Origin of the sequence: Flavobacterium sp. (genome assembly GCF_031363805.1) — a bacterium.
Taxonomy (GTDB): Bacteria; Bacteroidota; Bacteroidia; order Flavobacteriales; family Flavobacteriaceae; genus Flavobacterium.
Window position 1 is genome coordinate 1 of record NZ_JANLVD010000089.1, and the last position, 15,399, is coordinate 15,399.

Consider the following 15,399-nt stretch of genomic DNA (forward strand, 5'->3'; position numbering starts at 1 on the left):
GAAGGATTGGGTATGTCGCCAAAACGGATTACACTTTCCACTTCTGGTGTTCCTAAAATGATCAAAAAGCTGGCAGATGATGAAGTTAAATTTAAACTAGCAGTATCATTACATTCCGCAATTGATGATATTCGGTCTCGAATTATGCCTTTTTCAAAAAATTTCCCTTTGGCAGATTTACGAGAAAGTTTAGAATATTGGTATGCAAAAACAAAAAGTAAAATTACTTACGAATATGTTGTTTGGAAAGATATTAATGATAATAAAGTTTCTATTGATGCCTTGGTCAAATTCTGCAAATATGTGCCTTGCAAAGTCAATTTAATTGAATACAATCCTATTGATGACGGCGAGTTTCAGCAAGCTTCAGACGAATCTATAAATGCTTACATTAAAGCTTTGGAATCCAACGGAATTGTTGCCAAAGTTCGCAGAAGCAGAGGAAAAGATATTGATGCCGCCTGTGGTCAATTGGCAAATAAAGAGGTTTAAATTTATTGATTTTCTGCTAAATACTTCAAAACTTTATTTCGTTTTAAAATAAAATTTGTTAGATGTTTTTTTAGAAAATATTCATCAAATATTTTTCCAAATATCCCAAAAGGTGTTTCATAATTCAAGTTGTCGATCATGACCGTTTTACCTTCTTTTTCAACAAAAGTATGTTCATGTTTGAACGATTTGAATTTTCCTTCTTCCATTTCATCAACAAAATAATCGTAGAAATCCATGGCGGTTATTCTGCTTTTGTGGGTTAAGTAAAACCCGAAATGTTTGCCACGCCATGTGACTGTTTCATTCAGGTTTATGAGTCCAGATTTTATTCCAGCAATTGCTTTTTCATTGGTGTTACTTGCAGAATTCTGATGGACATCAATATTTCTCGATAAGTCGAAAACTATTCTTTTTGGTGCGTTTATTTTTGTGAAAAGGTTTATGGTTGTCATTTTAAAATTTATAGTGTCCAACTAAATTATGAATAAAAAGCATTGTATTTACCACTGCAAAAATCACAAAAAGTGTGTTCATAAAATAACCTCCAACTTTAAATAATTTTTTTTTTGGAATGTCATACATTGGATAATAAGCAATTTGTGTTGCCACTTTTCCAACCCAATAAGCCGCAATTAACCCTGTTAAAGCTACTGCAAGTGCTGATTGTTCTTTCAATTCGGTTGTAAATAAAATCGCAATTAATCCAAAAGAAAAATTTAATCCTTGAATATATCTTCCATAGGTTTTTGCAATCTCTTGATTTAGAGGTTTTAGTTTTTTAACATCATTATACCAATCAAAGACTTGATGGCGAATGTATGGATAAATTAAAGCGGTGAAAATTTGACCAATTCCACTTATGATAATTAGCCAGTTTGGGATTGTTAGGTTCATTTTACATTGAATTTTATGATTTGAATTCGTCTGAAAACATCAATTATTACTATGAAAATAATGGTGTAAAAATATGTTTTCAAACTAATTTCTGGAAGATTTGTTATTGAATTTAAAAATAATAGTGGAAGTAAAAGAAAGGTGCCAAATAAAATACTTGTTGAAAAATTTCCAAAATAATTTAGTATAATTTCTTTAGAATGGTTTAAAACTAAAGTGCATTGAACAAGTAATAAAACAGCAAAAAACGAAATTATTTTAAGAATAGAGAATGAAATTAAATACTGATTTATAATTAAACTTGAAATAAAAACTGCAAATAAAATATACAAAATTCTATATTTATAACTAAAATCTGGAATACATTGCAACTTAATTTCCTTTTTAATTTTACTCGGAATAATTACTTTTCGATTATAAGAAATAAATGAATATAATTTTTTTAGAAAGTATTTAATAGGTTTTATATTTCCAACTTTTTCTATCCATGGAAATGAAAATCCGATAACTTTTAATAAGCTTTCAATGCCATAAATCACGGTTTTGTTTTCATTATCGACCAATGCAATTTCGTTTGAAGCGCGTTCTACATCGATAAAATTTTGTTCCTCATCAGATAATTGACAATATGGTTTCTTGCCATTTTCGTCAAGCATTCCAGCTTTTATAAATCCAGAAGTGTAAATTCGACAAAGTGGACAATCTTCGTCGAATAATAAGGTTTGGTTAGTTAGCGTTTTCATTATGAGCTTTTTTATATATTATTACAGATAGGTAAATTGCTAATATTGGTGGGAAAGCAAATAAAAGATATTTTATAATTTCATTAATTTGCATACTGAAGGTTACAAATAATGTTAAGAAAAATACAATGACAAGTATAATATAAGTTTTAAGGTTTTTATTTTTAGGTTCATCAATTAGCATCTTTATTCCTAATATAAATTGAATAAGACCAGTAAGTATAGTTGACAAGAGCGCAAAAATTAATGCGCCTTCTTTGAATAATGGATAAGTAATCAGTATTAATAACGGTAATCCGACTGCAAAGTAATTTAGATAGTTTATGTTTTTCATGATTTTTGTTTTAAACTTTCAGAAAAAAATGAAAGTTATTCTTAATTTTTTTTACTTCATTATTTTTAAAACCAATTTCCCCAACCAATTGTCTTTAAATTCAGTTGCTTTTTCCAACATATTATCGGCTTTTAAAACAAAATCATATAATTTTGTGGTTTGATCAATAAAATGATTGGCTTCATCAGAATTATTTGTTTCAATAGATGAAACTTCTTTCAATACTTTCAATGCTGGTCTAATTTCTCTTTTGCTTCGTTCTCTAGCAATTTTTACGGCCAATTCGTCTAAATTTTTTTCGGCTGTAAAAAATTCTCTTCGTTCACCAGCTTTGTATTCCTTGTAAACAATCCCCCAATCCATCAAAGCACGCAAATTCATAGATGCATTTCCACGAGAAATTTGTAGTTCTTCCATAATATCTTCCATGGAAATGGCATCGTTGGAAACCATCAGTAAAGCATGAATTTGCGCCATAGTTTTGTTAATTCCCCATTGACTTCCCAATGCGCCCCAAGTTTGAACGAATTTATTTTTTGCTTCTCTGAACTCCATTTTTTGGATTTATTTATTTGACATTACAAAGATATGTAAATGTTTTTGAACTTTCAATAATAAATGAAAGTTTATTTTATATTCTATTTTTTGAAATTAAAAATAGTAATATTGGTGAACGTAATCACCAAATTAAATATAATATTGGTGAATACAATCACTAAATAATATATTATATTGGTGAATACAATCACCAAAAAGTGTATAATATTGGTGAATAGAAAATAAATTTATATATTTGTAAAAAATTATAACGATGATAATTAGAGATTTAACATCAAATTTAAAAGCAAAACTGCATAAAGGCAAAGTCATTGTGCTTATTGGTCCAAGGCAAGTTGGAAAAACTACTTTGATAAATGCTATTTTAAACAAAAATGACTACTTGTTTTTAGATGGTGATGACAATACTGTAGCAGAAACTTTATCGAATGCCAATACTGAAAACTTAAAAAACATTATTGGTGACTATAAATATGTTTTTATAGATGAAGTGCAGCGCATTCCAAATATTGGTTTGAAGTTGAAGATTATGGTGGATCAAATTAAAGATGTTCAAGTAATAGTTTCTGGTTCATCGGCTTTTGATATTAACAATGAAACTCAAGAACCATTGACAGGTCGAAAATTTCAATTTCAAATGTATCCAGTTTCCTGGAACGAATTTGAGAAAAATGTTGGTTTTATGAAAGCCCAACAGCAACTCGAATTGCGATTGCTTTATGGAATGTATCCTGATGTGATTAATAATTTTGGCAACGAATATGAAATTCTTAAAAATTTGGTTTCAAGTTATTTATATAAAGATATTTTAGCTTTGGCAGGAATTCGAAAATCAAATGTTTTAGAAAAAATACTACAAGCATTGGCATTGCAAGTTGGGAGTGAAGTGAGTTATAACGAAATTGCACAACTAGTTGGTGTAGATAAGAATACGGTTAATAATTACATTGATTTGTTAGAAAAAAGTTTTGTAGTTTTTCGTTTGAATAGTTTTTCGAAAAACATTCGCAATGAGATTAAAGCCAATAAAAAGATTTACTTTTATGACAATGGCGTTCGGAATATGGTTATCGGAAATTTCAATAATTTGGATTTGCGACAAGACAAAGGTGCCTTATGGGAAAATTTTTTAGTTTCTGAAAGAATGAAAGTATTATCGTATTCTCAAAGTTTGGCAAAACCCTATTTTTGGCGCACTACAACGCAACAAGAAATAGATTATATTGAAACCAATGCCGATAATGTAAGTGCGTTTGAATTTAAATGGGCAAATTCTAAAAAAGTAAAATTACCAAAATCTTTTCAGGATGCTTACAATCCAACTTTTTTAGTTTTGGATAAGAATAATTTCAGGGATTTTTTAAAGCTTAATTATTTAATAAATCTTTAGTAGGTTAAGTTTTAAGCTAAATTATTATCCATAATAGAAATTAATCACAAAAACTCTCAAATTTTGAGATGAGAATTATGTCATAGATTAAGATATTATTGATATTTTGTAAAATTATTATATTAATAAACAAAATAAGTTTTAGATAAATAATTTGTATATGTAATATTTTACAGATTAAAAATTCGATAATAATTCTCAACAAAGTTTGTGATATTTATAAAAAGGCAATCTAAACTAATTATGCTATTTTTTGATAAATAGTTGTTATATACAGCAGAAATATCAAATTTTCCTAAAAATTTGTTTCAGTCTAGGATTTACTAAAGGTTGTTTTAAATTTGCACTCATAATTTTATAAACAATTTTAAAAAAACAAAATGAAAAAACTATTAATTTTATCAATCGCGTCAATTTTTTTATCTAACTGCACTACAGACGAAATAATGAGCAATCCAGCAGTAAAATCTGAATCACCGATTGTTGTTGTTGAAAATAATTCGGCTGAATTAAATAATAACATAGCTGCGAAAACAATAAATGCTTCAACAGTTGTAACCATAAGTACGATTACAAGAGGTTTTTCTTCATCAATATCAATCAACAACGGATATATGACAAGAAATAGTAGTGGAGTTGTACAGCCTACGACTGTAAAAATGAATACTGCAAAATGGATAACATTCAAACAAAAGTTTTCAGCTCTAAATTTAGTAAAAGTGTCAAGTTATGAACCATCAACCTGTTTAAGATGTTCTGGTGCAGATTTAGCTCAAACTTTGGAAATTAGCTACAATGGAGTTATTTATACTTCTCAAGAATTTGACAAAACTAATCCACCAACGGCATTGAAAAATTTTGTGAGTTACATGAATTCATTAAATTAATAACATAACTTTTACTTTTAAAAAAGTAAGTTATATCAAAAAGAGCCATTAAGTAAAGTAACTTAATGGCTTTTTTGATTATAAGAAATTAAACCAACCCAGCTCTCTTCAATAAAGCATCCGCCTTTGGTTCTTGTCCGCGAAAGCGTTTGTACAATTCCATTGGCAATTCGGTTCCGCCTTTTGAAAGTACATTGTCCTTGAATTTTGTTGCTGTTTCCTTATCGAAAATTCCTTTTTCCTGAAAGAATGCAAATGCATCTGCATCAAGTACTTCTGCCCATTTGTAGCTGTAATATCCAGAAGAATAGCCGCCAGCAAAAATATGTGAAAAGGAAACCGACATACAATTTTCGGCAACATCTGGATATAAAGTTGTGCCTTCAAATGCTGTTTTTTCAAATGCTTTTACATTGGTAATTTCAGATGGATTGTTGCTATGAAAAGCCATATCCAATAACCCGAAACTCAATTGTCGCAAAGTTGCAATTCCTTCTTGAAAACTAGCACTTTCCTTGATTTTTTCGACGTATTCTTGCGGAATTATTTCGCCAGTTTCATAATGTTTGGCGAATAATGCCAAAGCTTCCGGCTCGTAACACCAGTTTTCCATAATTTGAGAAGGCAATTCTACAAAATCCCAATAGACTGATGTTCCAGACAAACTTGGGTACACTGTATTTGCCAACATTCCGTGTAAACCATGACCAAATTCGTGGAATAAAGTGGTTACTTCATTGAAAGTTAAAAGTGAAGGTTTGGTTTCGGTTGGTTTTGTAAAATTGCAAACGTTGGAAATATGTGGACGTTCATTTTTTCCTTCCTTTATATATTGCGATTTGTAACTCGTCATCCAGGCACCGTTTCGTTTTCCTTTTCTTGGAAAAAAATCAGCATAGAAAATAGCGACCAATTCATCGAATTCATCTTTTACTTCGTAAGTGGTAACTTCTTCGTGGTATTTGTCGATATCAAAAATTTCGGTAAACGTTAATCCAAATAATTTATTGGCAATTGTAAATGCGCCATTCAAAACATTTTCCAACTGAAAATAAGGTTTTAGTTTTTCGTCATCGAGATTGAATAATTTTTGTTTCAATTTTTCAGAATAATACGGTCCATCCCATTTTTCAAGATGATCAATTCCGTCCAAATCTTTTGCGAAAGTTGATAGTTGAGCAAATTCACGTTCAGCTGCAGGTTTTGCTTTGATTAATAAATCATTCAAAAATGATTTTACTTTTTCTGGATTTTGCGCCATTCGTTCTTCCAAAACAAAGTGCGAATGGGTTTTGTATCCTAACAAGTTCGCTCTTTCAAAACGTAATTTTGCAATTTTCAAAGTGATTTCTTGATTATCGAATTCGTTATTTTGAAATGCTTTTTTTCCAGCTGCGATTGAAATTTCTTTTCGAAGTTCACGATTTTCGGCATAAGTTACAAATGGTAAATAACTTGGCATATCGAGTGTAAAAATCCAACCTTCTAAATTTTTGCTTTTCGCTAATGCTTTTGCCGCTTCGATTGTTCCTTCAGGCAAACCTTTTAAATCATTTTCATTTGTGATATGCAATTGATAATTGTTGGTTTCTGCTAAAACATTTTCGCTATATATCAGTTTTAGTTTTGCCAATTCGGTATCAATTTCACGAAGCTTTGATTTTTTTTCATCGGATAATAAAGCTCCGTTTCTAGAAAAACTTTTGAATTTTTTGTCTAATAATGTCGCTTGTTCTGTTGTAAGATTTAAAGTATCTTTTTGTTCGTAAACCGATTTTATTCTTTTAAATAAGTCTTCGTTTAAGGTGATGTCGTTGCTGAATTCGGTTAGTAATGGCGTAACTTCTTGTGCGATTTTTTGCATTTCTTCGCTGGTTTCTGCCGAATTCAAGTTAAAGAAAATAGACGATAACCTATCTAATGCATTTCCTGAAAAATCCAAGGCTTCGATTGTGTTTTGGAAAGTTGGCATTTCTGGATTGTTGATTATGACATCAATTTCTGCTTTTGCAGATTTTATATTTTCGATAAAAGCTGGTTTGTAATCTTCCATTTTAATTTGTAAAAATGGTGCTGTATCGTATTTTGTGTTAAACGTTGAGGTTAGTATTTTCATTGCTAGCAAAGGCGCAAATGCGCAAAGTTTAAAGATTAGAAATTATTTTAAAGTTTATGACTGAACTTAACTGATGGCTTTAGCCCTGATGGAAGTGGAAATTTTGAAGGAAGAAATAATATTATTTTCTTGGCTAAAAGAGCGACCAATCCCGATAGCTATCGGGACCTTTTGGACATTGAAAATAAATTATTTTGACAAAAAATTGAAACGAACAGCAGGATTGGCTTCAAAAAAAATTAATACTGATTGGTCGCCAACAACACCAAAGTACAAGCAATTTCCACTTTAATTTTATTCAATTCAAGCAATTGATAAAACTCTGGATTTTCGGTTCCTGGATTAAAAACTACACGTTTTGGTTTGGCTTCCACAACATAATTGTAATAATCACGCTGACGCGCAGGATTTAGATATAAAGTAACAGTGTCAATATTTGCTAGAGGAATATTTTTGGTTCTAATGTTTATTCCAGCAACTTCGCCAGCATTTTGACCTATTGCAATAACAGAATGTCCTTTTTCGACCAACATCGTAATAGCTTTAAAAGCGTAACGATCAGGTTTTGAAGACGCGCCTAAAACCAATGTTTTTTTATTTTTCATGGCGCAAATTTACAAAAAAAAGGTTGTTTTAATTGCTATTTTTAACGTTACGTTGTTTTTAAGTTTAAATTTGCTAAACAAAGTTGACCTAATTTCGCAAAAAAACTATGGAGATTTTTATTTATCTTTTCTTCGCTCTGTTTTCAGTCTTAAATCCAATAGGAACCGTGCCTATATTTGTGGGCTTAACCCAGCACGATAGTAAATCCGAGCGTTCTAGAATTTCTTTTTGGACCGCCATTGATGTATTTATAATTCTTATTATTTCGTTTTTTGTGGGTCAATATGTACTTTCATTTTTCGGAATTACGATCAATGCACTTCGAATAACCGGCGGAATTATCATTGCAAGTTCAGGTTTTTCGCTTTTAAATGGAAAATTCAATAAGAACAAAGGAATTAATAAAAAGGTAGAACAAGAAATTCAAATTCGCAACGATATTGCGCTCACACCGCTGGCCATGCCAATGTTGGCGGGACCAGGATCCATATCGCTACTCATTGCATATTATCAAGAACACCACACAACGCCCGAAATGCTATCGTCAAGTTTTGCCATTCTTGCAGTATCAGTAGTCATTTATTTAATACTCAGAAGTGCACATTACCTATCTAAAATTTTGGGAACATCAGGCATTGTAGCCATTTCAAGAATAGTTGGTTTTTTAACCATAGCTATTGGCGTTCAATACATTATAAGTTCCGTATTAAGTATCGTTCGAGGAATTTAATTTTTTTGAAGCTATTTGCTTCGCCAGTTCACTGAAGCTAGTGTCCAGCACTACACTTCAATCTTTTGTTCAAAAAACTTTTTTTGCACCATTTTGAATTGGCTTCCTTTGGTCGCCATTCAAAATAGGCAAAAAATAGCTTTTTTCTCAAAAGGATTTCCGTTTCGATCTGGGCTAAAACTAGCATTTCGTTCTAAATTTCAATAATTTTTGTAACTTTATAGAAATTATCTACGTATGAAAATTTTGTTAACAGGTGCAAACGGTTATGTTGGCAGAAGATTGCTTCCTGAACTGCTCGAACAAGGTCACGAAGTAGTTTGTTGCGTTCGCGACCAGTTAAGGTTGGGTTTGGACAAGCAAACATTGTCCAGAGTCACCATTTGGGAAGTCGATTTTCTAGAAAATCCAAATCTTGCAAATATTCCTCAAAATATAGATGTTGCTTATTTCTTGATTCATTCCATGGCATCGTCAACAAGCAGTTTCGATATTATGGAAGCCACAGCTGCCAAAAATTTCAATATTTATATGGAAGCCATTCAAACCAAACAAGTCATCTACTTGAGCGGCATTGTCAATGATCCAAATTTGTCCAAACACATGCAATCCAGAAGCAATGTGGAGAAAATATTATCACAAAGCAAACACAAATTAACAGTTTTAAAAGCTGGAATTATAGTAGGTTCTGGAAGTTCCTCATTCGAAATTATTCGAGATCTTTGCGAGAAGTTGCCTATTATGATTACACCAAAATGGGTTTTAACAAAATCGCAACCCATTGCCATTCGAGATGTTATTAAATATTTAACTGGTGTTATTAATAGAGAAGATTGCTTTAATCAATCGTTTGATATTGGTGGGCCAAATGTGATAACCTACAAACAAATGATGCAATTGTATGCTAAAACTCGAGGTATTAGATTGCTTATTATAACCATTCCAATCATGACACCCAAATTATCTTCCTATTGGTTGTATTTTGTGACATCAACTTCTTATAAATTGGCAATGAATTTGGTAGATAGTATGAAAATGGAAGTAATTTGCAAAGACAATCGTTTGCAAAAAATACTGGGAATCAAACCTATTTCCTATGTTGATGCCATAAAACTGGCTTTTTTAAAAATTGAACAAAATTTGGTCATTTCCAGTTGGAAAGACAGTCTGTCAAGTAGCAGATTTAAACAAAATTTATCAGCCTATATTCAAGTGCCTACTTTTGGATGCTTAAAAGACAGTAAATCTCTAAAATTAGAGAATCCAGAACAAGCTTTAGAAAATATTTGGTCTATTGGAGGCGCAAGAGGATGGTATTATGGGAATTGGATGTGGAAAACCCGCGGTATGATTGATAAATTATTTGGTGGCGTGGGCATGCGCAGAGGAAGAACCAGTCCGACATTAATTGACAGTGGAGATGCGCTTGATTTTTGGCGTGTATTGCTTGCTAACAAAGAAGAAAAACGATTATTACTCTTTGCCGAAATGCGTGTTCCAGGTGAAGCATGGCTTGAATTTCGGATAGATGAAAACGATATTTTACACCAAATTGCAACCTTTAGACCTATCGGAATTTTCGGAAGATTGTACTGGTATGCTATGATTCCATTTCATTTTTTTATATTTGACGGAATGTTACGAAATATTGCCAATTCAAAAAACTAAAACCCATGAAGAAAATTATAATTTTTTTACTAATTACCAATACAATTATTAGTTGTAAAACCGATAGTACATCATCGTCTATTTCAATTCCTAGCAAAAAAACTGCACCAGTTGCAAAACAAAAACCTATTGCTAACGATCCCAAATTTTTAAACGATTTTTTTGCTAATATGCAAGGTAGTTACTCATCCAAAGCGCAATCGAAAACAGACAAGACTTATTACTACATAACACTACGAATGACTCCGATTTGGAAAAACAAAGGGAATTATATGTATGTGGAACAATCATTGTTTACCAAACAAAATAAGCCCTACAGAATTAAAATTTATAAGTATATTCAAAAAAATAATAATGAAATTATAAATGAAATTTATGGTATTAAAAATGAGCAAAAATGGATAGGGAAATATAAAAATCCTAAGCTATTTGATGCGCTTTCAGAAAAAGATTTGGAATTAAAACAAGGTTGCGAAGTGATATTTAAGCGTGAGAAGGACAGTAGTTTTACTGGGAAAAGCGGTAGAAAAACTTGTCCTAGCGAATTGAGAGGTGCTGAATATGCTACTTCAAAAATAACACTCACCAAAGGCAAAATGATAGCTTGGGATCAAGGCTTCGACAAAAGAAACAAGCAAGTTTGGGGCGCAACGAAAGGTGGTTATATTCTTGAAAAAATAATTGAAGTGTCAAAACCAAAAATTAAACCTAAAACAGAAGTTAAACCAAAAACAAAAACAGAATCAAAAATAGCTGTTACAAAACCAGTTGTAAAATCAAGTACCAAAACCACATCAAAAGTTGTGGTAAAAACTCCAGCAAAAACAATAGCCAAATAGTTTTTTTGATAGATATGCAATTAAAAAAAATCATTTTTTTAATTGCATATCCTGATTTATATTGAGATTATTCCTGAGGTAAGAAAATTTCTGCCATCATACAACGGGCACTTCCGCCGCCACAAGCTTCGATAGTATCCAAACTTGAACTTAAAATAGTAATGTGCTCTTCTAGTTGTGCAATTTGTTTTTTAGTCAAACTTTTATGTGCAGAAGCACTCATGATAAGATACCTGCGATCGTCTGCTCCTTGTAATTCTAGCATATTTCCTGCAAAATTATTCATTTGATCTTCGGTAATCAAAATAATTTCTTTGCCATCGCCTTTCAAGCTATCTAGAACTAACTTTCTTTCTTTTTTATCGTCGATACAATCAGCACAAATAACGGCAAAAGTATCACCAATACACATCATCACATTGGTATGATAAATTAATTTTCTTTCACCATTTACTTTTTGAAAAGCTTCGAAAATAACTGGTGTATATTCAAAATCTTCACAAAATTCAATAAATAATTCTTCGTCAGCTCTTGGTGATAATGCACAATAAGCTTTATCATTTTCTCTATCTAAAACAATACTTCCAGTTCCTTCTAGAAAAAAGCCATCTTCTTCAGCAGAAGAATAATCCATAATATCATTCACTACAAAACCTTTATCTTCTAGAATGTCTAAAATTTCTTCTCTACGTTCTAGTCTTCTGTTTTCTGCAAACATCGGGTACAAAGCCACATCGCCATTGTCATGAAATGAAATCCAATTGTTTGGGAATATAGAATCTGGAGTGTCGGGATCTAGGGTGTCGTCAACTACTGTAACATCGATACCTACCATTCGCAATTTGTTTACAAAAGTGTCAAATTCTTCTTGTGCTTTTGCATTAACCGTCTCAGCAGAAAGTCCGTCGAGTACTTTTTGGTAATAATTATTTACGGCTGTTTGTTCGTTCATTCGGAATGCTACCGGACGAATCATGAGTATGGAATTGGTTGTTTGTTTCATTTATATTGTTGTGGGTTATGAGTTGTGGGTTATAACCACTTCATTTCATCGCAATGATTATTAATTATATGTGTTATCAAGTAATCTTCGTTAGATTTTTCAAAGAAGATGTACCAAACTGTTCTAGATTTAGTTTTATAAAAATATAATTCGTTCCTAAATTTTGGAGCTCGGAAGGAGTTTTTTTGTTTGGAAAATCTTTTATATTATCTTTTATAAAATAATAAATATCAGAAACATATATTTCGGCACTTTCAACAAATCCAAAATATTCTTTTCTGTAAAGGATTTGAATTAAATCGTCTAAATAACTAGACGCTTCATCTGTGAAAACTATGTTTATTTCTTCCAATAACTTCTGATTTTTTTTATAGAACGTTGTCTAGCGTCTTCCAATGAAATTCCTTTTTTAAATTCTTCTTCAAAATTAAAAGTGGCATTTCGTTTAATCTTTGCAATTTCCGTCAAAAGTTTTTCATCATCTAGCGAGGAAATCCAATCGATAATATCTTTTTTAGCAGTTGTAGTTTCCATATTTATTGCTTTTTGCATTCAAATATAACAAAAATTTGCCAACTTAATCTCTAATTAGTGGCAAAGTCGAACATCGCAGTAATCCTTCTTGTTTGGCAATTTCGGCATACGGAATTTCTTCTACAATAAATCCGTTTTCACGAAGCCACGTATTTAATCTTACAAAGTTTTTTTCAGAAACTACCACATTCGGCGCAATTGAAAAAACATTCGAATTCATATCATACATTTCATCGCGCGTGATATGAAATAAATTTTCTTTGCCAAACAACTTGACTAAAAACATGTAATCTGCTTCTTCACGGAAGCCACTTTTGTAAATAATTCCTTTTCCATTTCCAATAGGTTGAAAACAACAATCTAAATGTAGGGCATTGTCTCTTGCTTCAATTTTTGATTTTACCAAATCAAACTCTTTAACTATTTTATTTGGAAATAAATTTTTTATATAGGCAACACCTTGCATATTTGTTCTGGCTGTAATATAATCTTTATAATCTGAACCTTTGTAAGTTCCAATAAAAATATAATCATCATGCAAAATTACATCGCCACCTTCGATATGCACTTCTTCTGGCGGACGAACTACTTTTGCTGGATTTATTTGGTCAATAACAAATTGAATTGCATCTAACTCACGTTCTCTATCTGGAAGAATGTTGGCTTTAATAAAAGTATCATCTATAACAAAACCTATATCGCGAGTGAAAATTTGATTGTAGTTTTCTATCATTTTAGGACGATACACTTTGACATCATACTTCTGGAAAACTTTATTAAAAGCTTCCATTTCTTTGACCATATTTTCTTCCACAGGATACGTTCCTGCCAAAATATGTTCCAATGATTTTGGATCGTAAGCCTCATCAATACTGGGTGTGGGTCCGTTATTGAGTGCGTATCCCAACACAACTGCTCTCAATCTCGAGGATTCGTTTTTAACATTTAATTCTAACATAAAATAGCTTTTGGCTTCGAGCAAATATAGAAAAAGCTTCCCGATAAAGAGAAGCTTTTTGTTTAAATTATTAAGAAATTATCTTTTATCCACGCTTTTAAATTCACGCAACGGATGCCCAGTATATATTTGTCTTGGACGACCAATAGGTTCTTTATTTTCACGCATTTCTTTCCATTGTGCAATCCAACCAGGAAGACGACCAATTGCAAAAAGAACTGTAAACATATCCGTTGGAATTCCTAATGCTCGATAAATTATTCCTGAATAAAAATCGACATTTGGATATAATTTTCTTGATACAAAATACTCATCTACCAAGGCAGATTCTTCCAATTTTTTGGCAATTTGAAGAATAGGATCATCAACACCTAATGTTCTTAAAACTTCGTCGGCTGCTTTTTTAATAATTTTGGCTCTTGGATCAAAATTTTTATATACTCTGTGACCGAATCCCATCAAACGGAATTCATCATTTTTATCTTTTGCTTTGGCCAAATATTTATCGGCATCGCCACCATCTTTTTGAATATCTTCCAACATTTCTAGTACTGCTTGGTTTGCGCCACCGTGAAGTGGTCCCCAAAGTGCAGAAACTCCTGCGGAAATAGAAGCGAACAATCCAGCATGAGAAGAACCCACCATTCTGACAGTAGATGTAGAACAGTTTTGCTCGTGATCTGCATGCAAAATGAACAATTTATCTAATGCTGCAACAACCACTGGATTTGAAGCGTAAGGTCCAGTTGGTAGTTTAAACATTAATTGCATAAAGTTTTCTACATAGCCAATTGTATTGTCATAATAATTTAATGGGAAACCCATACTTTTTCTGTAAGTCCAAGTAGCAAGCACCAAAAATTTGCCCATTGTTTTACAAATGGCTTCATACATTTCTTTGTCATTTTCTACATTAACCATTTTAGGATTAAAAGCGGTCAAAGCACTTGTCAAAGCAGATAAAACACCCATTGGATGAGCAGTTTTTGGAAAACCATCAATAATGTTTTTCATTTCCTCGTTAACCAATGTGTATTTTCGAATATTTCTTTCGAAATTTTCTAGCTCTTGCTTAGTTGGCAATTCGCCAAAAATCACTAAATATGATACTTCAAGAAAATCTGCTTTATCGGCCAAATCTTCGATAGAATATCCTCTGTAACGTAATATTCCTTCTTCTCCATCGAGGAAAGTAATATCACTTTTACAAACACCTGAATTTTTGTAGCCAGGATCGTAAGTGATTGCTCCTGATAAATCTCTTAATTTACTAATATCGATGGCTGTTTCGTTTTCGCTTCCAACCAAAACTGGAAGTTCATACTTATTTCCATCAAGTTCTAATATTGCTGTTTTTGACATAATATAATATGGGAATTAATCTGAAATATATAATTTAACAAATTTATGGAAATACTTATTAAATAAAAAAATTTTAAGGTAACGATTTCGTTAAATATTATATAAAAATTGTTTTTTATGGAATTTATTTACTTAAGATCGTTGAAATCTTTTAATAAACCCATTTTTTCATAATTTTCAAATATTAAATTTTGGCAACTGTTTATTTTTAGCCCAGATAGAAGTGAAAACCCTTTTGAAAAAAAACAATTATTTTTCTAATAAAAAAAGAGCAACCAACGG

General features: G+C 31.5%; 17 protein-coding genes and 1 pseudogene. 6 read left to right on the plus strand and 12 right to left on the minus strand.

From position 1 onward, the window contains the following. A pseudogene (locus tag RMN92_RS04935) lies at window positions 1–492 on the plus strand (23S rRNA (adenine(2503)-C(2))-methyltransferase RlmN); the annotation flags it as partial. A gap of 2 nt (window positions 493–494) precedes the next feature. Here the strand turns inward: RMN92_RS04935 and RMN92_RS04940 are convergent. Genes RMN92_RS04940 through RMN92_RS04960 form a run of 5 tightly spaced genes read right to left on the minus strand, consistent with a single transcriptional unit; the run spans window position 495 to window position 3,021 of the window. Beyond that, window positions 495–947, minus strand: coding sequence for an SRPBCC family protein (locus tag RMN92_RS04940; RefSeq protein WP_309608354.1), 453 nt, complete (start codon window positions 945–947; stop codon window positions 495–497). 1 nt (window position 948) lies between these two features. Continuing rightward, window positions 949–1,389, minus strand: coding sequence for a hypothetical protein (locus RMN92_RS04945; protein ID WP_309608355.1), 441 nt, complete (start codon window positions 1,387–1,389; stop codon window positions 949–951). Beyond that, window positions 1,386–2,132, minus strand: a complete 747-nt coding sequence (locus RMN92_RS04950; RefSeq protein ID WP_309608356.1) for a hypothetical protein — start codon at window positions 2,130–2,132, stop codon at window positions 1,386–1,388. The genes RMN92_RS04945 and RMN92_RS04950 overlap by 4 nt, the downstream gene beginning before the upstream one ends. After that, entirely contained in the window at window positions 2,116–2,466 is a 351-nt protein-coding gene (locus tag RMN92_RS04955) for a hypothetical protein (RefSeq protein ID WP_309608357.1), read from the minus strand. Before RMN92_RS04955 ends, RMN92_RS04950 begins: the two co-directional genes overlap by 17 nt. A 51-nt stretch (window positions 2,467–2,517) precedes the next feature. Next, window positions 2,518–3,021, minus strand: coding sequence for a MarR family transcriptional regulator (locus RMN92_RS04960; protein WP_309608358.1), 504 nt, complete (start codon window positions 3,019–3,021; stop codon window positions 2,518–2,520). Window positions 3,022–3,277: 256 nt separating this feature from the next. On the opposite strand from RMN92_RS04960, the gene RMN92_RS04965 reads away from it, so the two are divergent. Together RMN92_RS04965 and RMN92_RS04970 are read left to right on the plus strand one after the other, a co-directional pair. Beyond that, the gene (locus tag RMN92_RS04965) at window positions 3,278–4,414 is read left to right on the plus strand and encodes an ATP-binding protein (RefSeq protein ID WP_309608359.1); all 1,137 of its coding nucleotides are present in this window, start codon (window positions 3,278–3,280) and stop codon (window positions 4,412–4,414) included. A gap of 380 nt (window positions 4,415–4,794) precedes the next feature. Then, entirely contained in the window at window positions 4,795–5,301 is a 507-nt protein-coding gene (locus tag RMN92_RS04970; RefSeq protein WP_309608360.1) for a hypothetical protein, read from the plus strand. Window positions 5,302–5,389: 88 nt separating this feature from the next. Here RMN92_RS04970 and RMN92_RS04975 read toward each other — a convergent pair whose 3' ends face one another. Beyond that, the gene (locus tag RMN92_RS04975; RefSeq protein ID WP_309608361.1) at window positions 5,390–7,417 is read right to left on the minus strand and encodes a M3 family metallopeptidase; all 2,028 of its coding nucleotides are present in this window, start codon (window positions 7,415–7,417) and stop codon (window positions 5,390–5,392) included. A gap of 239 nt (window positions 7,418–7,656) precedes the next feature. Beyond that, entirely contained in the window at window positions 7,657–8,022 is a 366-nt protein-coding gene (locus tag RMN92_RS04980) for a CoA-binding protein (RefSeq protein WP_309608362.1), read from the minus strand. A gap of 107 nt (window positions 8,023–8,129) precedes the next feature. Between RMN92_RS04980 and RMN92_RS04985 the strand changes: the two genes are divergently transcribed. From RMN92_RS04985 to RMN92_RS04995, 3 genes are all read left to right on the plus strand, one after another. After that, complete coding sequence (locus RMN92_RS04985; protein WP_309608363.1) at window positions 8,130–8,753, plus strand: MarC family NAAT transporter; 624 nt, start codon at window positions 8,130–8,132, stop codon at window positions 8,751–8,753. 237 nt (window positions 8,754–8,990) lie between these two features. Next, window positions 8,991–10,421: an SDR family oxidoreductase gene (locus RMN92_RS04990; RefSeq protein WP_309608364.1), complete on the plus strand. Its 1,431-nt coding sequence runs from the start codon at window positions 8,991–8,993 to the stop codon at window positions 10,419–10,421. Window positions 10,422–10,426: 5 nt separating this feature from the next. Beyond that, on the plus strand, window positions 10,427–11,260 hold the full coding sequence (locus tag RMN92_RS04995; protein WP_309608365.1) for a chromophore lyase CpcT/CpeT: 834 nt from the start codon (window positions 10,427–10,429) through the stop codon (window positions 11,258–11,260). A gap of 67 nt (window positions 11,261–11,327) precedes the next feature. Here RMN92_RS04995 and ctlX read toward each other — a convergent pair whose 3' ends face one another. From ctlX to RMN92_RS05020, 5 genes are all read right to left on the minus strand, one after another. Continuing rightward, a complete protein-coding gene (ctlX, locus tag RMN92_RS05000; RefSeq protein ID WP_309608366.1) occupies window positions 11,328–12,263 on the minus strand; it encodes a citrulline utilization hydrolase CtlX in 936 nt (311 codons plus the stop codon). A 76-nt stretch (window positions 12,264–12,339) separates the two neighbouring features. Next, entirely contained in the window at window positions 12,340–12,615 is a 276-nt protein-coding gene (locus RMN92_RS05005) for a hypothetical protein (RefSeq protein ID WP_309608367.1), read from the minus strand. After that, the gene (locus RMN92_RS05010; RefSeq protein WP_309608368.1) at window positions 12,603–12,797 is read right to left on the minus strand and encodes a hypothetical protein; all 195 of its coding nucleotides are present in this window, start codon (window positions 12,795–12,797) and stop codon (window positions 12,603–12,605) included. The genes RMN92_RS05005 and RMN92_RS05010 overlap by 13 nt, the downstream gene beginning before the upstream one ends. Window positions 12,798–12,840: 43 nt before the next feature. Continuing rightward, window positions 12,841–13,755 (minus strand): arginine deiminase family protein, encoded by a 915-nt coding sequence (locus RMN92_RS05015; RefSeq protein WP_309608369.1) that lies wholly within the window; start codon window positions 13,753–13,755, stop codon window positions 12,841–12,843. A 78-nt stretch (window positions 13,756–13,833) separates the two neighbouring features. Further along, entirely contained in the window at window positions 13,834–15,117 is a 1,284-nt protein-coding gene (locus RMN92_RS05020) for a citrate synthase (protein ID WP_309608370.1), read from the minus strand. Window positions 15,118–15,399: the final 282 nt, after the last annotated feature.